Annotated in this window: 14 protein-coding genes and 2 rRNA genes (1 of these 16 running past the window's edge); 1 reads left to right on the forward strand and 15 read right to left on the reverse strand. The window is 46.9% G+C overall.

The window, feature by feature from the left end; genetic code table 11:
- Positions 1–199: 199 nt before the first annotated feature.
- The 4 genes from gltX to MHH56_RS30395 all read right to left on the reverse strand — a co-directional run bounded on the left by gltX (position 200) and on the right by MHH56_RS30395 (position 4,172).
- The gene (gltX, locus tag MHH56_RS30380) at positions 200–1,672 is read right to left on the reverse strand and encodes a glutamate--tRNA ligase (RefSeq protein ID WP_339205299.1); all 1,473 of its coding nucleotides are present in this window, start codon (positions 1,670–1,672) and stop codon (positions 200–202) included.
- Positions 1,673–1,728: 56 nt separating this feature from the next.
- Positions 1,729–2,211 carry a 2-C-methyl-D-erythritol 2,4-cyclodiphosphate synthase gene (gene ispF, locus MHH56_RS30385; RefSeq protein ID WP_339205300.1) on the reverse strand — a complete coding sequence of 161 codons (483 nt, stop codon included), beginning with the start codon at positions 2,209–2,211 and terminating at the stop codon, positions 1,729–1,731.
- On the reverse strand, positions 2,208–2,927 hold the full coding sequence (gene ispD, locus MHH56_RS30390; RefSeq protein ID WP_339205301.1) for a 2-C-methyl-D-erythritol 4-phosphate cytidylyltransferase: 720 nt from the start codon (positions 2,925–2,927) through the stop codon (positions 2,208–2,210). The genes ispF and ispD overlap by 4 nt, the downstream gene beginning before the upstream one ends.
- Positions 2,928–3,077: 150 nt before the next feature.
- Positions 3,078–4,172, reverse strand: a complete 1,095-nt coding sequence (locus tag MHH56_RS30395; RefSeq protein WP_076271450.1) for a PIN/TRAM domain-containing protein — start codon at positions 4,170–4,172, stop codon at positions 3,078–3,080.
- 176 nt (positions 4,173–4,348) lie between these two features.
- Between MHH56_RS30395 and MHH56_RS30400 the strand changes: the two genes are divergently transcribed.
- Positions 4,349–4,744, forward strand: coding sequence for a hypothetical protein (locus MHH56_RS30400; protein ID WP_054025352.1), 396 nt, complete (start codon positions 4,349–4,351; stop codon positions 4,742–4,744).
- 115 nt (positions 4,745–4,859) lie between these two features.
- Here MHH56_RS30400 and MHH56_RS30405 read toward each other — a convergent pair whose 3' ends face one another.
- The 11 genes from MHH56_RS30405 to MHH56_RS30455 all read right to left on the reverse strand — a co-directional run.
- Positions 4,860–6,947, reverse strand: a complete 2,088-nt coding sequence (locus tag MHH56_RS30405) for a serine hydrolase (RefSeq protein ID WP_339205302.1) — start codon at positions 6,945–6,947, stop codon at positions 4,860–4,862.
- A gap of 184 nt (positions 6,948–7,131) precedes the next feature.
- Positions 7,132–7,878, reverse strand: coding sequence for a CDP-diacylglycerol--serine O-phosphatidyltransferase (gene pssA / locus MHH56_RS30410; RefSeq protein WP_076271452.1), 747 nt, complete (start codon positions 7,876–7,878; stop codon positions 7,132–7,134).
- Positions 7,879–7,966: 88 nt separating this feature from the next.
- On the reverse strand, positions 7,967–9,043 hold the full coding sequence (disA, locus tag MHH56_RS30415) for a DNA integrity scanning diadenylate cyclase DisA (protein ID WP_076271453.1): 1,077 nt from the start codon (positions 9,041–9,043) through the stop codon (positions 7,967–7,969).
- An 11-nt stretch (positions 9,044–9,054) separates the two neighbouring features.
- Positions 9,055–10,422: a DNA repair protein RadA gene (gene radA / locus MHH56_RS30420; RefSeq protein WP_076271454.1), complete on the reverse strand. Its 1,368-nt coding sequence runs from the start codon at positions 10,420–10,422 to the stop codon at positions 9,055–9,057.
- A 375-nt stretch (positions 10,423–10,797) separates the two neighbouring features.
- On the reverse strand, positions 10,798–11,154 hold the full coding sequence (locus tag MHH56_RS30425; protein WP_339205303.1) for an antibiotic biosynthesis monooxygenase: 357 nt from the start codon (positions 11,152–11,154) through the stop codon (positions 10,798–10,800).
- 130 nt (positions 11,155–11,284) lie between these two features.
- Positions 11,285–13,744 carry an ATP-dependent protease ATP-binding subunit ClpC gene (gene clpC / locus MHH56_RS30430; protein ID WP_339205304.1) on the reverse strand — a complete coding sequence of 820 codons (2,460 nt, stop codon included), beginning with the start codon at positions 13,742–13,744 and terminating at the stop codon, positions 11,285–11,287.
- A 2-nt stretch (positions 13,745–13,746) separates the two neighbouring features.
- Positions 13,747–14,826 (reverse strand): protein arginine kinase, encoded by a 1,080-nt coding sequence (locus MHH56_RS30435; protein ID WP_339205305.1) that lies wholly within the window; start codon positions 14,824–14,826, stop codon positions 13,747–13,749.
- 28 nt (positions 14,827–14,854) lie between these two features.
- A complete protein-coding gene (locus tag MHH56_RS30440) occupies positions 14,855–15,376 on the reverse strand; it encodes a UvrB/UvrC motif-containing protein (RefSeq protein ID WP_076271458.1) in 522 nt (173 codons plus the stop codon).
- 35 nt (positions 15,377–15,411) lie between these two features.
- Positions 15,412–15,873, reverse strand: a complete 462-nt coding sequence (locus tag MHH56_RS30445) for a CtsR family transcriptional regulator (RefSeq protein ID WP_339205306.1) — start codon at positions 15,871–15,873, stop codon at positions 15,412–15,414.
- Positions 15,874–16,179: 306 nt separating this feature from the next.
- Positions 16,180–16,296, reverse strand: a 5S ribosomal RNA gene (gene rrf, locus MHH56_RS30450).
- 99 nt (positions 16,297–16,395) lie between these two features.
- Positions 16,396–19,093: ribosomal RNA gene (locus MHH56_RS30455) — 23S ribosomal RNA — on the reverse strand; it runs 234 nt beyond the window's last position.

Raw genomic sequence — 19,093 nt, forward strand, 5'->3', positions numbered from 1 at the left:
AACTTGCAGCCCCATTACGTTTCCTCATAGTCACATGGTGATGCGACTCCGACTCGAATGACGGTTGTCCTCTCTGCGAATCCACAAGCAAACGTACTTCTCCTGTTCATGGCCGTTTGATTCATTCATTTATTAGTCATAGTATACCGAATACCCAAAAATGTGACAAGGGCATTATGCATACTCTCATTTACAAGAATTAAGCTAAAGATTCTGCCAAGCGCGCACGCAGACGATCAGCAACCTTATCTTTGCCTAGCAGAGCAAGTGATTGGTTCAAATCAGGACCATGCGTTTGTCCAGTAAGGGCTGCACGAATCGGCATGAACAGCTGTTTGCCTTTAAATCCAGTTTCCTTCTGTACAGCTTTGATCATCTCTTTGATGCCATCCACTTCAAAGGCTGTTTCTCCCGCTTCGATTTTTGATAGGAAGGCCTGCAAAACAGTCGGCACTTGCTCTTCGGCAAGAACCTCTACCGCTTCGCTTTCATCCTCTACCGTATCACGGAAAAATAGCTCTGTCATTGGAACGATTTCTGAGGCGGAACGCAGTTTGTCCTGATGCAGCGCTACTAGCGCAGTCACCCAGGCTCTGCCTTCTGCATCAAGTTCAGCAGCGACACGACCCGCATTTTGCAAATGTGGCAGGCAAAGATCAACAACGCGGTTCAAGTCAGCTTTTTTCAAATATTCATTGTTCATCCAGCTAAGCTTCTGCGTATCGAATACGGCAGGGCTTTTGCTTAGACGTTCAGGATTAAACACATTAACCAATTCTTCGCGAGTAAACATTTCCTGCTCACCCTCAGGCGACCATCCAAGCAATGTAATAAAGTTAAACATCGCTTCCGGCAAATAACCGAGATCGTCATACTGCGAAATAAACTGAATGATGGACTCATCTCGTTTACTTAGTTTTTTGCGCTGCTCATTCACAATTAGCGTCATATGGCCGAATTTTGGAGCTTCCCAGCCAAAAGCTTCATAAATCATCAATTGGCGCGGTGTATTCGAGATATGGTCTTCTCCACGCAATACGTGACTGATTTTCATCAAATAATCGTCCAGTACTACAGCGAAGTTATAAGTTGGGATACCGTCTTTCTTCACGATGACGAAATCGCCCATCTCTGTTGTATCAAAGCTGATTGAGCCTTTTACGATATCGTCAAAAGCATAGGTCCGATTCTCCGGTACACGGAAACGAATACTCGGCACACGTCCTTCCGCTTCGAAAGCTTGGCGCTGTTCTTCCGTCAGATTGCGATGGCGTCCGGAATAACGAGGCGTTTCGCCGCGCTCCGTTTGCTCTTCCCGCTCCTTCTCAAGCTCCTCTTCCGAGCAGTAGCAGCGATAAGCAAGACCACGATCAAGCAGTTCTTGCCAGTACTTGTTGTATATATCAAGACGCTCAGTCTGACGGTAAGGTCCGTACCCGCCGCCAATATCGATGCTCTCATCCCAATCCATGCCCAGCCATTTCAAGTACTTAAGCTGGCTCTCTTCTCCGCCCTCAACATTGCGCTTTACATCCGTATCTTCGATCCGAATAATAAATTTACCGCCTTGGTTTCTCGCGAACAAATAATTGAATAAGGCCGTTCTTGCATTACCAATATGTAAATGACCCGTTGGGGATGGGGCATAACGTACACGAACTTCTGCAGTCATATAAATAACCTCCTAAAAGTTTTGCGAAGCATATGCTGATTAATGAATAATCCCGATCATAGCACATCCTTGATTAGACAGACAACGGATTGCGCTGCAATTCCTTCACCGCGTCCTGTGAATCCAAGCTGCTCGGTTGTCGTTGCTTTCACATTCACCTGTGTTACATCAGCCTCAAGCGCCTTCGCTATAATTTCAGCCATTTGCGGAATATAAGGCAGCATTTTTGGCTTTTGAGCAATAATCGTGGAATCAATGTTCCCAAGCTTATATCCGCGCTCACGCACAAGCTTCCATACTTCCTCCAGCAGCTTTAAGCTGTCGGCATCTTTAAAAGCAGCATCTGTATCCGGAAAGTGTTTGCCGATATCGCCAAGTCCAAGCGCACCCAGTACTGCATCCGTTATGGCATGCAACAGAACATCCGCATCGGAATGGCCTAGAAGCCCCTTCTCATATGGAATCGTTACTCCCCCAATAATGCATGGACGTCCTTCTACCAATTGATGCACATCAAATCCATTTCCAACTCGAATCATCCTTGCTCACCATTCCCCTCTGCCCTATCGGCATGACGCTTCGCAAGCAAAAATTCCGCCCACGGCAAATCTTCAGGCGTCGTAATTTTAATATTTGTATATTCGCCTTCTGCAACAGTAACGCTTGCGCCCATGCGCTCTACAACCATTGCGTCATCTGTTCCAATGAACTCTTCTGCAAGTGCACGCTCATGCGCCTCCTGCAGTAGAACACGTCGAAAAGCTTGCGGCGTTTGTATCGCCCACAAGCTTCGGCGGTCCGGAGTCGAAACGATAACTCCCGCTTCATTGACTTGTTTAATCGTATCCTTTACTGGAACAGCCAGCACAGATGCACCGCTCTGCTCAGCCTGCGAACAGCAAGCACGGACGGCATTCGCCGATACCAGCGGACGTACACCGTCATGCACCATCACCCAGTCGTTCTTTAGCTCCTGCAGACCTAAGTATACCGAGTGCTGTCGTTCTTTCCCCCCGGCAACTATAGCGGTTACCTTCGTTATGCCATATAGGGAAGCCCAATTGCGGCAACGCTCCACGTCCTCGCTGCCTACGACCAGAACCACTTCATTTACCAAATCCATCGATTGAAACAGCTCTAGCGTATGCACAAGAATAGGCTTGTCCGCCAGCTTCAAATACTGCTTGCTTTCTTTCGTTCCCATCCGCGTGCCTCGTCCGGCCGCTACGATGATAACTCCCCAATCTGCTCCCATGCCTCGACCCGCCTCACACTGAGTTAAAACATAAGTATTTATAAACCTAGCTTCTTATAAATAAACTTACGTTTCTCTGCGAAACGAGCTTGTGCCGTCTTTTGTCGACGTTAGCCGTTTGCGCTATAACAATAGTACTATCATACCTTGTTACTGCGCTTTTTCCAACAGCTTCGGCTTTGCAAATATCATTCGGCCCGCAGAGGTTTGAAGCACGCTCGTTACAAGCACTTCCATTGTTGTCCCGATATATTCACGTCCGCCCTCAACGACGATCATCGTGCCATCATCCAAATATGCGACACCTTGTCCATGCTCTTTGCCGTCTTTTATCACTTGTACGATGATTTCTTCTCCAGGTAGAACAACCGGCTTCACAGCATTAGCCAAATCATTAATATTGAGCACCGACACGCCTTGAAGCTCACATACTTTGTTTAAGTTGAAGTCGTTGGTAACAACTTTACCATGAAGCGCCTTAGCCAGCTTGACCAGCTTGCTGTCTACTTCTCCGATTTCTTCAAAATCCCCTTCATAAATAAGAACCTTTACGTCCAGCTCTTTCTGAATCTTGTTCAAAATATCAAGTCCACGGCGTCCTCTATTGCGCTTCAATAAATCAGATGAATCAGCAATATGCTGCAGCTCCTCAAGCACAAACTCAGGAATGACTAACGTGCCTTCAATAAATCCAGTTTTACAGATGTCTGCAATACGGCCGTCAATAATAACGCTGGTATCGAGTATCTTATGCTCCTCGTAACCACCCGCCTCATCTACAGGCGCGACTCTCCGTTTCTCCAGCAGAGCTGCAAAACCTTCTGCCAGCTCCTCCTGCTTATGCAGACCAATTCGCATGCCCAAATAACCGAAGCATAACATCATAGCAGCAGGAAGGAGACTTCCTATACCATCTAGACCCGATACTGCGGGATAGATCAGAACAGTAAGCAATAAACCTGCTAGAAGACCGCCAGCTCCAGCAATCAGCTGCTGCATAGGAAGCGCTGCGGTTTGCTCCGCACCCTTCTGCATATAGCGAATGACTTGCCCTGCAACCATCGTTGCTACAACTACACCAAAAACCGCGCCAATTGCTACATTCATGTAATAAGTGCCGGATCGCTGTAGCATTCCGAAGGATGAGCCAGACCATACGGCCGCTCCATTTATCCATCCGTATACTTCACCGCCTGCCATACCACCGAACAACATACCCAATATTTGAATTATTCGTCTAACCATTATGGTTCACCTCCACTATAATTATGTTCCAATAATTGGATCGCTAACCGTGGGGGCACGGATTAATTGAAAACATTTATAATTTTTAATAATTCACATTTTGTAAAAGGGGGATAGGAGGCTTATAATGGATATTAGGAAGAAAACATAAGAGGTTGGTGAAAGAGGTGGAACCGATGAGCGCTCCTACACTGGATCAATTTCAGCAGCAAGTATCCGAATTGTTGCTTCGGCACCGCAGCTTGCTAGATGTTATGTCCAAATTTGGACAGTCAGGCGCTTCGGTAAATCGTGCAGTCACGAAAGCAGTCACAGACTGTGGATGTATTGAACTAAATGCCCGCAAACAACAATACTCGGACGAACTAAATCTTGAAAATGCGAAAACGACGCTGCAAAGTCATCTCACTGGAGCCGTATGCGAGCATTGCCGCGATGCGCTCAAGGCCGATCTTGGCCGCAACTTGTTTTATATGACTGCTTTATGTAATTTGCTGGACATTCAACTGGATGAAGTTATTGCTGATGAATACGACAAATGCTCAACTTTAGGCCTGTTTAACTTAACGTAAATATGCAACATATGAATCGCGCAGGAAAGAGACTATAGCTATCTCTTCCTCCCGAGCAACGAGTAACACAAGAGGCCTCCCATATTGGGAGGCCTCTTTTTTAGCGTTAACAGTGCTACTTCTGTTGCATGAATCCAGAAACAATAACATCTAACGGGCGTGTAAGAAGAGAATATAAAATAGCAGCTTCCTCTTGGCGGTTCAGAACTTTCTTAGAAGCGTAATTGAAAACACCTTTCTCTGGCTCTTGAACCTCTGGTCCAAAAATGCCGAGCTTAACGATCATCTTAACAGCTGGCAACGCCCATTTATCAGTCTCACCGGAGAGCTTAACCGACTCGAACAATTCTGCTGGATACTGCTGAGAGAAGACGCGCCACATCATAACAGCGGCTTCTTGGCGAGTAATGTTGCGATCCGGTTCAAACAGATTCGTTGTTGTACCTTTGACCAGCCCCAGCTCATACGCTTGCTGAACAAAAGCAGCGGCCGAATGGCCTTCCAAATCCGTAAATACGAGTTCTTCCGTACTGCTTCCTTTTAATCCGCTAATCTCCATAAGATGCTTAACAAATTGTCCCCGAGTAACTGATTGCTCAGCATTAAATTTTTCATCCTCAATATCGGAGTAGTGCCCTAATGTTTTCAGCGTATAGATTGCCTTCTCATAAGGGTGGTCTTTCGCAATATCAGCAAACAAGGTTGGCGCTTTATGTTTCATCCCATAGCCGAGCGGATTCAGATACGGCTCCTTAAAGTAAAGCACTTCATCGCCTGACCCTAACGAAAATGCCGTGAATTTACCCGTAAGACTATCTACAAACAGATTTTTATCTACTTGTTTAAGCGCACGCGGTCCAAGGAAAGCATCTGAAATCATCAATCTTCCTTTGCCGTCTGCTTCTATTGATGTATTTAGTTGTCCAAGACGAAGGTCAGTATAAATGCCCATGAATTTATTTAATGAATCAGTCGTGCTCGGCGTGAATGCGTCGAACTTGGCAGGTTCAGCATATGCCGGGAAAAACGAATTAATAAACGCCTGATAGAAGAAATCACGGAGAGGGCCTATTTTGTTGTAAGTAATGAATACTCCCGTCTTTTGATCCGGAATAAGGAACATAAGCGAGCTTGTGCCCACAATGTCTCCAAACTTGGCAATCACGGAAGAACTGCTTCCCGCCCCAGGAAGCTGAATAGGTGCCTCAAATCCATAAGTAGTGTTCGGCAGCAATGAATGAATCGAAGAGCGATACGTTTCCATCTGATCAACGGTTGCTTGCTTAAGAATGCTGCCGGATTCTGATGAACCGCCATTCAGGAAAGTAATCATAAACTTGCTTATGTCCTCAGCAGTAGAGAACATTCCCCCTTGCGGCATTACAGTAGGAGTAACTGCGTATCGTTCATGTTTGCCGTTTGCAGCGTCGTACTCCGAAACTAGATTTTCTGTAAGTTTTTTATCAAGTAAAAACCGGCTTGAATCCATTTTCAGCGGTTTGAATATATTCTGTTCCATATAATCGTTAAACGGTAAACCGCTGACTTTTTGTACGATCAATCCAAGCAGCATCGACGCAAAGTTATCGTACATGTAGGCGCTGCCCGGCTCCCGAACAACAGAAGGCATATGCCCCCGAACATAGTCTTCAATTTCAACTACTTTCCCGAAGTCAGTATGTATATCCTCTGGCTGCGGATCACGTATTTCAAAACCCGTCGTATGCGTAAGTAAATGCTCAATCGTAACCGGCTTGCCGAACGGGTTGTCGAACTTCAAATCCTTCACATACTTGGTGAAATCGTCTTGAAGAGAAATCTTCCCCTGCTCTACAAGCTGCATAACCGCGGCTGCCGTAAAGGTCTTGGACACTGACGCGATGCGAAACACGCTTGAAGCAGGGTCAATCGGCTTTTTTGTTTCCAGGTCTGCAAAGCCATATCCTCGCTGCGCTACCGTTTTCCCATCCTTCACAATAACGACAGAAGCTCCTACATATTGCGATTTGATTTGTTCCGTTGCAAAAAAATCGTTTAAAAAAGTTGTCGCATTTTCAGCATTTAACGCTTTTGGAGCAGGCGCAGCACTCGGTTCCACGGGAGCCGCATAGACGGCTGGAGCCAGCAGGCTGACTGATAAAGCAGCAGTAACAATCGTTTTGGTCCATAAAGAAGGCTTTCTAATACTAAATAGTCGTTTCAAACCAGCATCTTCTCCATTCGAATTCGTTTTTGACCGCCTATTAAATACGAATTTGGAAGATGATTAGTTTCAAAATTATCCCATAACAGATTGCTAAAAGGGACTGTAAGAACGAAAAAAATAGCGCCCAAGCACAAAGATCTGTGCTTGAAACGCTATTTCACATTCAATATTTCTGCTTTTATCAAGCCGGCTTTTCCGTTTGAACAGGGTCTTCTGCGTTTTCATCACGTTTCTTCCGCTTGCGGTTTCGCTTGGGCAAACGGCGATCAACGTTTTTTTTTAGGCCGTACAGCGCATATAGAAGCAGCGGTACAAACAAAATTTTGGATAAGTCATTTTTGAACAATAGACCTAATACGACAGATACAACAATAACAATAGGGACAACCCATACTGCGCTCTTAGGAATACCGACCTTTTTGAAATTCGGATATTTAATCGTACTAACCATAAGAATGGAAAGCACTACTGTGCTTGCAAGCAACACGGATACATAAATGTCATTTTGAAATAAAGCTAATGTCGCTAACACTCCACCAGCCGCCGGTATCGGAAGACCGATAAAATAACCTGGCGCACTTGATATTACATTGAAACGAGCAAGCCGCAGTGCCCCGCAAATTGGGAACAATGCCGTTACAATCCAAGCCAAGGCTGGATTAAGATCTTGAAAAGCAACTACATACATAATAAATGCTGGAGCTACGCCAAACGAAATCACATCGGATAATGAGTCCAGCTCCTTACCGAATTCACTTTGAACGTTCAGCGCCCGAGCAACGCGTCCGTCAACACCATCAAGCAGCATGGCGATTAACACCATCATAGCCGCAGTATCTGGTTTTTCATTGAATACAAGAATGATGGCGATTACTCCTAGGAATAAGTTCCCCACCGTGAGAAGGCTCGGTATCGATTTTGTGATCATCTTTTCCACCTCTTCTCTACTATGCCCCAAAACCCTTAACGAATGTATCTCCACGTTACAGGACCACATTCAATCCATTGTATGGGATTTAAATTTGCCTGTCAATGAACATCTGCTCTTGTATCCGCTTTAGACCTTCCTTAATCGCACGTGCCCGCACCTCGCCAATACCTTCAACCTCATCCAATTCTTCAATTGTCGCCATCAGAATATGAGGCAATCGACCGAAGTTTTCAATCAGATTGTTCATAATAATGAGCGGCAATCTTGGAATTTTATTCAGCAGTCGATAACCACGTGGTGACACGGATTCATCGTTCATGTTGCTCGTATGTGGATAACCGATCAAACGGATGATTGGCGGCGCATCCAGCAGCTCATCAGAGCTCAGCTTCTTCAGGCCTGCTCGAATTTCTCGTATTTTCTCATCCGAATTTTCTTTGGCATAATCCTTAAGTAAGTACCAAGCATCCTCTTCAACTCCGCCAACGAGCTCATCCATTTGCATGCTGATGAGCCGTCCTTCCGTTCCAAGCTCATTTACATAACGCTTGATCTCCATCTTGATGCGCAGCACCATTTCAACACGTTGAATGACATGCGCTACTTCCTGCAGAGTAACGAGCTCTTCGAATTCAAGCGCTGAGAGATTCGTAAAGGATTGGCTAAGCACCGCTTTATATTTCTCAAGCGTTTGAATCGCTTGATTGGCCTTCGTCAAAATAACACCCATGTCCTTCAACGAATAACGCAGATTGCCTTGATACAAAGTAATAATATTACGGCGCTGCGAAATGGATACAACAAGCTTGCCTGTCTGCTTTGCAACCCGTTCAGCTGTACGGTGCCGAATTCCCGTTTCGATCGACGGAATTGAGCTATTCGGTATAAGCTGCGTATTCGCATACAAAATTCGGCGCATATCCTCGCTCAAAATAATAGCTCCGTCCATTTTTGCAAGCTCATACAAATAGTTAGGCGAGAAATCGCAATTAATGGAGAAACCTCCGTCTACGACTTCCATTACTTCCGGGCTGTAGCCAACAACCAGCAACGCCCCCGTTTTCGCCCGAAGCACATTTTCAAGCCCATCCCGAAAAGGGGTGCCTGGTGCGACTAATTGCAATAATTGATTCATAATTTCAAGCTGTGTAGGTTCCTTCATTATCTGCCCCCCTATCCAAGCGCTGCCTTAAGTGCTTCCGACACTGTAGATACGCCAATAATTTCTATGCCTGCGGGTGGTTTCCACCCTTTTAAACTTTTTTCTGGCATTATGACACGTTTAAAACCTAGTTTCTCTGCTTCCTTCACCCTTTGCTCAGCACGCGATACCGCACGCACTTCTCCCGTCAATCCTACCTCACCAAATATAACGTCATACGGCTTCGTTGGCGCATCGCGAAAACTGGAGGCTATGCTGACCGCCGCTGCTAGATCGACTGCCGGCTCATCAAGCTTAACTCCGCCAGCTACGTTCAAGTAAGCATCCTGTGTTTGTAGAAACATGCCGTTCCGCTTCTCCAACACTGCGATAATGAGCGCCATTCGGTTATGGTCGATACCCGTTGACATTCTGCGCGGAGATGGAAAATTAGTTGTGGCCACAAGCGCCTGAAGCTCAACAAGCACTGGCCTTGTGCCTTCCATGCTTGCAACTACGGTTGACCCTGATACACCAAGCGGACGCTCAGATAAAAACAGCTCAGAAGGATTCGAAACCTCTCGCAGTCCATCTTCGCCCATCTCGAAAATGCCAATCTCGTTCGTCGAGCCAAAGCGGTTTTTGACTGCCCTTAAAATTCTGTACGTATGATGGCGCTCCCCTTCAAAATAAAGAACACAATCCACCATATGCTCTAGAAGCCTTGGCCCCGCAATCGCGCCTTCCTTCGTAACATGGCCGACGAGCACCGTCGCAATTCCTTTAATTTTGGCCACTCGCATAAAGTGTGCCGTGCATTCTCGTACCTGCGATACACTTCCGGGAGCCGATTGAACATTTGGATCGTAGACGGTTTGAATGGAGTCAATAACGAGAAAATCCGGCTGGACTGATTCTATGGCATCGTTAATTTGCTCCATATTGGTTTCGCATAGTACATAAAGCGATTCCGTCAGCGCACCAAGTCGATCTGCCCTTAGCCTTGTTTGCCGCACGGACTCCTCCCCAGAAATATAGAGCACTTTCAATCCTTTCACCGCGAGCGCATGAGACGTTTGCAGCAACAGCGTTGATTTTCCGATTCCGGGATCTCCGCCGACAAGAATTAGCGAGCCTGGAACAACACCTCCGCCGAGCACTCGATTAAGCTCAAGCATTCTTGTTTCTATACGAGGCTCTTGCCCACTTTCTATATGTATGATGGACTGCGGCTTTTCTTTCGCATGAAACGACGACAATCCGACGCCCTTCGTTTTCACAACGGTTTCTTTCTCTTCCACCATCGAATTCCAAGCGTGGCAACCGGGACATTTCCCCAGCCATTTTGGCGATTCTGTTCCACATTCCGTACAAACAAATTTTGATTTAATTTTGGCCATTCTGTACTCCTTAAACGTTATGAACCAGCGTAAATGAATGATGCCAGCCCTAGCGATTGTGCTTAAAATCACACTACATAAAGTTTACCATTTTATCCTCCATGTATAAACCCACATTGTTAATGAAAAAAGGAGATAACCCACTTATTATTCGTTTCCCACAGCTAAGCTTATCCATTTCACGTCTTTTCATTGTTATCCACAGAATTACGAACAAGTTATCAACATTATCCACAACTCATCAACATATCCCCAAAGGCTTTTTCTATAAATACAACATAAAAAACGCCCTCGTTATCCACAGTGGATAAGAGAGCGAAAGATTAGTCACAACGCAGCATATTTATTAGAGCACCAAGTTATAAATAAATAGAATTAATGCTGCTTAAGCTCAATTCCAGCTTGCCGAGCAACTAACACGCGATGCGTTGTCAATTGTGAGCCGAGCATCACGCTTTCCGTTTGCTGGCCTGCCTCACCCTGTTGTCCCCCGCCTCTATGAGCATGTGCTTGCCGAAAAGAATCACTGTACACCCAGCCCTCAAAGGAAGCTTTGGTTTCCCAAGTCGTGCTTACTTTAAGCTCATCATATTCTTCTAAGCCTTCCGTTAACAACACTTCCATGCGCACAAAACCAGGAGATAAATCTATGCCTTTGGAGTTTTGAAATCTACTCGCCACCGTCTCCCCGTGGCCTTTTTTTACTTTTATCGTATTGGTGACAACAATCATCGTTGTTCCTCCATTCTATGTAACGCTATAGTCTTATTATACGATAATGATTATCATTGTCAATTTATTGTATTAATAAAAACTGTCCCGCAAGCAGATATTCTGATTGCGGGACAGTTTACTATCATGCTTATTTTGTCGTGGATTCTTCTGGCTCTTGTTCGGAAATCGATTTGGTAACGGTTAGACCGCCATCCTTCTCATCGATTGTGAACGTATCGCCTTTTTGGATTTTACCCATCAACAAATCTTCGGACAAACGGTCTTCGATATGTTTTTGGATTGCCCGGCGAAGCGGACGAGCTCCATATTGTGGATCGTAGCCTTCCTTCGCAAGGAAGCTTTTTGCTGCATCCGTCAAGATGAAGTCAACTTCCTGCTCACGCAGACGCTTGCGTAGCTCATCCGACATGAGTGTAACGATTTGAGCAATATGCTCCTCGCCAAGCGAATGGAACACGATGCTTTCATCGATACGGTTCAAGAACTCCGGACGGAAGCTTTTCTTAAGCTCGCCAAGCACTTTATCCTTCATTTGCTGGAAGTCGCGTCCTGCATCCTGTACGGCTGTGAAACCGAGCGAGGAATTACGCTTGATTTGATCCGCTCCAACGTTAGAAGTCATAATAATCAGTGTGTTGCGGAAATCGACAACGCGGCCTTTGGAATCAGTCAAGCGACCATCCTCCAGCACCTGAAGCAATATGTTAAATACTTCAGGGTGAGCTTTCTCAATTTCATCTAACAAAACAACGGAATATGGCTTGCGGCGAACTTTCTCGGTTAGCTGTCCGCCTTCTTCATAACCTACATAACCAGGAGGCGCTCCGACTAGACGGGATGTCGAATGTTTCTCCATATATTCCGACATGTCGATACGGATAACCGCATTTTCATCTCCGAACATCGCTTCTGCAAGTGCTCTGGCGAGCTCCGTTTTACCTACACCCGTTGGACCTAAGAAAATGAATGAGCCGATTGGACGCTTCGGATCTTTCAAGCCGGCACGCGCACGACGAATCGCTCTGGATACTGACTTCACGGCATCATCTTGACCAATGATACGATCATGAAGAATATCTTCCATTTTCAGAAGTCGTTCCGTCTCTTCTTCAGCCAGCTTGCTAACAGGAATACCCGTCCAGCTAGCTACAACCTGAGCAATATCCTCTGGTGTCACTTCAGAATCAGTACGGCCTTGTTTTTCTTTCCACTGGTTTTTGGTAATATCAAGCTCTTCGCGAATTTTTTGCTCCGTATCGCGAAGTGCTGCCGCTTTCTCGAATTCTTGGCTTTGAACCGCTGCATCCTTCTCCTTGCGGATATCTTCCAAACGGTTTTCAAGCTGCTTCAAGTTTGGCGGTACAGTGTAAGAATGCAAGCGTACCTTTGAACCGGCTTCATCGATAAGGTCAATCGCTTTATCTGGCAAGAACCGATCCGGAATGTAACGATCCGATAATTTAACTGCTTGCACGATAGCTTCATCCGTAATTTTCACACGGTGATGAGCTTCATAACGATCGCGTAAGCCGTACAAAATTTGAATCGCTTCTTCTGGAGATGGCTGATCTACCGTTATAGGTTGGAAACGACGCTCAAGCGCTGCATCTTTTTCAATATATTTACGGTATTCATCAAGGGTAGTTGCACCGATACATTGCAGTTCACCGCGTGCTAGCGCAGGTTTCAAAATATTAGAAGCATCGATTGCTCCCTCTGCTCCGCCTGCACCAATCAACGTATGAAGCTCATCGATGAATAGAATAATATTGCCCGCTTGGCGGATCTCATCCATAATTTTCTTCAGTCGATCTTCAAACTCACCACGGTACTTTGTACCTGCAACTACGGAGCCCATATCCAGCGTCATGACACGCTTATCACGCAAAGTTTCGGGAATTTCATTCTCGATAATCTTCTGCGCGAGACCTTCTGCAATCGCTGTTTTACCAACGCCCGGTTCCCCGATTAGTACTGGATTGTTCTTCGTACGGCGGCTAAGCACTTGAATTACACGCTCAATTTCTTTGCTCCGGCCGATCACAGGATCCAGATTTCCTTCCTTCGCATAAGCAGTTAAATCTCTTGCAAGTCCATCGAGCGTAGGCGTGCTAACATTCGCTGGCGAACCGTGATTGCTTGAGACTGCTTCACTGCTGCCAAGAAGCTGAAGGACTTGTTGACGAGCCTTATTTAGGCTAATGCCAAGATTGTTGAGCACACGTGCCGCAACGCCTTCTCCTTCACGGATGAGACCAAGCAAAATATGCTCTGTGCCAACGTACGTATGTCCAAGCTTTCTTGCTTCATCCATCGAAAGCTCAATTACTTTTTTCGCGCGTGGCGTATAGGCAATGTTGTTAGGCTGCTCTTGACCGCGACCGATCAACGCCTCAACTTCATCTTGAATCTTCTCAAGCCCAAGTCCTAGTCCAATCAATGCTTTAGCAGCTATTCCTTCCCCTTCGCGAATAAGGCCTAGCAAAATATGCTCCGTACCAATATTGTTATGTCCGAGACGAACCGCTTCTTCTTGCGCCAATGCAAGCACCTTCTGTGCTCGCTCCGTGAATCTTCCAAACATCATATTTACGCACCCCCATGGCCTTTTTCACCACGCAATTGCTTGCGTATGAGTTCTGCTCTCCTGAAATCTCTCTGCTCTGGACTCATCTTCTCGTCGAAGGTTTGTTGCAAAAATCCAGGCTGAGTCATGACCAAAAGTTCATTCAACACTTGTGGCGTTACATCTGATAAAATGCCTAGGTCTGCACCAAGCCGCACATCTGACAACCGCTGCGCAGCTTCCTTGGAATCCATAATTGAAGCATATGCTAAAATACCATATGAGCGCTTCACGCGATCCTCTGTCCTCAGCCGCGACTCATGCATAAGACGTTTGCGTGCCGCTTTCTCATGCTCGATGATTTGTCTTGCAACACCGTAAAGATTTTCAATAATTTCATTCTCGGATTGCCCCAGCGTAATTTGGTTAGACACCTGAAATAAATTCCCAAGCGCTTCACTGCCTTCGCCGTACAAGCCTCTTACCGCCAAGCCTACCTGTGTAACAGCTGACAATATCCGATTGATTTGAGATGTTAAAACGAGTGCTGGCAAATGCATCATGACGGATGCCCTTATGCCTGTGCCCACATTCGTTGGACATGTCGTCAAATAACCGCGTTTCTCATCAAATGCATAATCAGCCGACTCTTCAAAAATATCGTCAATTCCGCTGGCCAATGCCCATGCCTCCTGGATTTGGAAACCTGGATACAGACATTGAATGCGCAAATGATCTTCTTCGTTAATCATTATGCTAACAGATTCATTATCGCTTAAAATAACGGCCCCGCATCGCGATTCGTTCGCTAAATTGGGACTGATTAAATGCTTTTCAACAAGCACCCTTTTATCAAGCTCGCTTAAATCTGACAAAACAATGGTCTCAAATGATCCAATTGACTGCAGCTTGCCGCTCTGGCTAACTTCAGTCAGCTGATCCATGACATCCTTAGATTGCTGATTTGTTGCAAGTAATGGAAAAGGCTGATGACGTAAATTTCGGGCTACTCGCACTCTGCTGCTAATGACAATTTCAGATTCAGGACCTGCGTCCTTCATCCATTCGCTGAGCGCATGCTGTGAGAATCGATGCTTAGTCAAGAGGTTCCTTCACTCCTTCTATGCTAGCCTACAGGTCTGCCATTTTGCGCTCTAATTCACGTATTCGATCACGCAGCTCAGCCGCGCTTTCAAATTCCTCTTGATCAATCTTCTCCTGCAGATCCCGCCTCAGCTGTTCAATCTCGCGCTTGCACTGGATTTGCCCGCCTGAGCGCTTAGGGATTTTACCGCTGTGTACGGTGCTGCTGTGAATACGTTTGAGAAGTGGATCAAGCTTACCTTCGAACGACTGATAACAAGAGCTGCAGCCGAATCGACCGATTTTGCTAAACTGTGTATAGGTCAGTCCACATTCCTCGCAGCGCAGCGCTGGCTGCTTAATGCCGGTAATCGTCGACCCGCCAAGCTGTTCGAAATCAAGAAGCCCCGATAGTAAGCTATGAATAGAAAAGCTATTTGGCGCGCCTGGAATGCCTTCGCCTTTCTCACGAGCACAGCTTTCACAAATATGAAATTCGGTCTTCTCGCCATTAATGATTTTTGTGAAATGAAGCGTAGCCGGTTTTTTACCGCAATCTTGGCAAAACAAGCCTGATCCCTCCTCCCGGTATTAACGGTTTGTCATTACTTAACCAGCAACGAGATAAGCATGGACCTTAACAACCTTGCCCGAATTTCATCCCTTAGCGGCAGCTTCAGTGCAATGGTATCGCGATGCACAGCCGCACGGAGCAGATTTCCCTCGCGCTTAGTGATAAGTCTTGCTTCCTCAAGCTGATAAATAAGCCCTTCCGCTGCACCTTGATCGACACATTCTCCAACCGTTTCTTCGATATGGAATTGAATCGCCTTTAATGCAGGAAGCTCAATCCGTTGTATTCGGATATAGCCTCCGCCGCCGCGCTTACTTTCAACCATGTATCCTTTCTCCATGGTAAATCGAGTACTAATTACATAGTTGATTTGCGACGGTACACAAGAAAATTTGTCAGCCAGGTCATTGCGTTGAATTTCTACTGCGCCCTCTGGACTTTCTTGAAGCATAAGCTTCAAGTACTGTTCGATGAGATCGGAAATGTTACGCAAACCACCAACCTCCCTGAGAAATAACCAATAAAACTAAAGTTGAAACATAGGTATTAATGAGGTCATGCAATCAAATCAGAATATACACCGAATATTCGGACAACTGACTTTGACTTTCTTTGACCTTGATTTTATTATATGCAATTTCAGCAAAAGGTCAAGTGCTCGGTAAAATTGATTTTCCATTAGCTTGGTACGCTTGCATGCTGTTTATACATAGCCGGATTCATTTATATGATTAACGCTCTTTTTCTGCATGCAAATACAACAAAAAACCTATCGCATATTATGCGATAGGTCTCTCGTGCTTGGCGACGTCCTACTCTCCCAAGACCCTGCGGTCTAAGTACCATCGGCGCTGAAGGGCTTAACGGTCGTGTTCGGTATGGGAACGCGTGGTTCACCTCCGCCATCGCCACCAAACGTAGCGTGTTGCACGCTGAAAACTGGATACGAAAGATTAGGCTTGCTGAAGCCTTAATGCTGCTGTCTACTGGATGTATGGGTCGCAGTAAACGTGTTTAGGATAAGCCCTCGACCGATTAGTATTCGTCAGCTACACACATTGCTGTGCTTCCACCCCGAACCTATCAACCTCGTCGTCTTCAAGGGGTCTTACATACTGGGAAATCTCATCTTGAGGGGGGCTTCACGCTTAGATGCTTTCAGCGCTTATCCCGTCCGTACTTGGCTACCCAGCGGTGCTCCTGGCGGAACAACTGGTACACCAGCGGTACGTCCATCCCGGTCCTCTCGTACTAAGGACAGCTCCTCTCAAATTTCCTGCGCCCGCGACAGATAGGGACCGAACTGTCTCACGACGTTCTGAACCCAGCTCGCGTACCGCTTTAATGGGCGAACAGCCCAACCCTTGGGACCTACTTCAGCCCCAGGATGCGATGAGCCGACATCGAGGTGCCAAACCTCCCCGTCGATGTGGACTCTTGGGGGAGATAAGCCTGTTATCCCCAGGGTAGCTTTTATCCGTTGAGCGATGGCCCTTCCATTCGGTACCACCGGATCACTAAGCCCTACTTTCGTACCTGCTCGACTTGTAGGTCTCGCAGTCAAGCTCCCTTATGCCTTTGCACTCTTCGAATGATTTCCAACCATTCTGAGGGAACCTTTGGGCGCCTCCGTTACATTTTAGGAGGCGACCGCCCCAGTCAAACTGTCCACCTGACACGGTCCCCGAACCGGTTTCACGGTTCTAGGTTAGAACTCCGATACGATCAGGGTGGTATCCCAACGTTGCCTCCACACAAGCTGGCGCTCATGCTTCAAAGGCTCCCACCTATCCTGTACAGATCGTACCAAAGTTCAATATCAAGTTACAGTAAAGCTCCATGGGGTCTTTCCGTCTTGTCGCGGGTAACCTGCATCTTCACAGGTATTAAAATTTCACCGGATCTCTCGTTGAGACAGCGCCCAAGTCGTTACGCCATTCGTGCGGGTCAGAATTTACCTGACAAGGAATTTCGCTACCTTAGGACCGTTATAGTTACGGCCGCCGTTTACTGGGGCTTCGGTTCACAGCTTCGGGTTACCCCTAACCGCTCCCCTTAACCTTCCAGCACCGGGCAGGCGTCAGCCCGTATACTTCGCCTTACGGCTTCGCACAGACCTGTGTTTTTGCTAAACAGTCGCTTGGGCCTTTTCACTGCGGCCCCCTCGGGCTATTCACCCTACCGAGGCACCCCTTCTCCCGAAGTTACGGGGTCATTTTGCCGAGTTCCTTAACGAGAGTTCTTCCGCGCGCCTTAGCATGCTCTGCTCGCCTACCTGTGTCGGTTTGCGGTACGGGCACCTAGATCTCACTAGAGGCTTTTCTTGACAGCCGGAGTACATGACCTTCGCTACTGCAATTTTCGCTCCCCATCACAGCCCAGCCTTATGATCGACGGATTTGCCTATCGATCAGCCTCACTGCTTGGACGGACTATTCCATCAGTCCGCGTCACTGCCCTTCTGTGTCACCCCATTGCTCAAACGATCTTCGGTGGTACAGGAATTTCAACCTGTTGTCCATCCACTACGCCTTTCGGCCTCGCGTTAGGTCCCGACTTACCCTGAGAGGACGAGCCTTCCTCAGGAACCCTTAGGCTTTCGGCGGACAAGATTCTCACTTGTCTTTTCGTTACTCATACCGGCATTCTCACTTGAATACAGTCCACCAGTCCTCACGGTCCAACTTCAATCCGTATTCAACGCTCCCCTACCCAAGTACCTAATGGTACATGTCATAGCTTCGGTGGTGTGTTTAGCCCCGTTACATTTTCGGCGCAGAGTCACTCGACCAGTGAGCTATTACGCACTCTTTAAATGATGGCTGCTTCTAAGCCAACATCCTGGTTGTCTTTGCAACTCCACATCCTTTCCCACTTAACACACACTTGGGGACCTTAGCTGATGATCTGGGCTGTTTCCCTCTTGACAATGGATCTTAGCACTCACTGTCTGACTCCCGAGTAGCACGTCTATGGCATTCGGAGTTTGACTGGACTTGGTAACCCTTGGCGGGCCCCGCACCCAATCAGTGCTCTACCTCCACGACGCTCATTCCTCGAGGCTAGCCCTAAAGCTATTTCGGGGAGAACCAGCTATCTCCGAGTTCGATTGGAATTTCTCCGCTACCCCCACCTCATCCCCGCATTTTTCAACATGCGTGGGTTCGGGCCTCCAGTGCGTGTTACCGCACCTTCACCCTGGACAGGGGTAGATCACACGGTTTCGGGTCTACGACCACGTACTTATTCGCCCTATTCAGACTCGCTTTCGCTACGGCTCCGTCTTCCCGACTTAACCTTGCACGTGATCGTAACTCGCCGGTTCATTCTACAAAAGGCACGCCATCACCCATTTAACGGGCTCTGACTTTTTGTAAGCGCACGGTTTCAGGTTCTTTTTCACTCCGCTTCCGCGGTGCTTTTCACCTTTCCCTCACGGTACTGCTTCACTATCGGTCACCAGGGAGTATTTAGCCTTGGCAGATGGTCCTGCCGGATTCCGACGGGGTTTCTCGTGTCCCGCCGTACTCAGGATCCGTCTCGGAGAGTGCTTGCTTTCGGTTACAGGGCTTTTACCTGCTCTGGCGGGCCTTTCCAGACCTCTTCGCCTACCAAACACTTTTGTAACTCCATGTGAGACGTCCTACAACCCCAAGGAGCAAGCTCCTTGGTTTGGGCTAATCCGCGTTCGCTCGCCGCTACTGACGGAATCA

It is taken from the genome of Paenibacillus sp. FSL K6-3182 (assembly GCF_037976325.1).
GTDB lineage: Bacteria > Bacillota > Bacilli > Paenibacillales > Paenibacillaceae > Pristimantibacillus.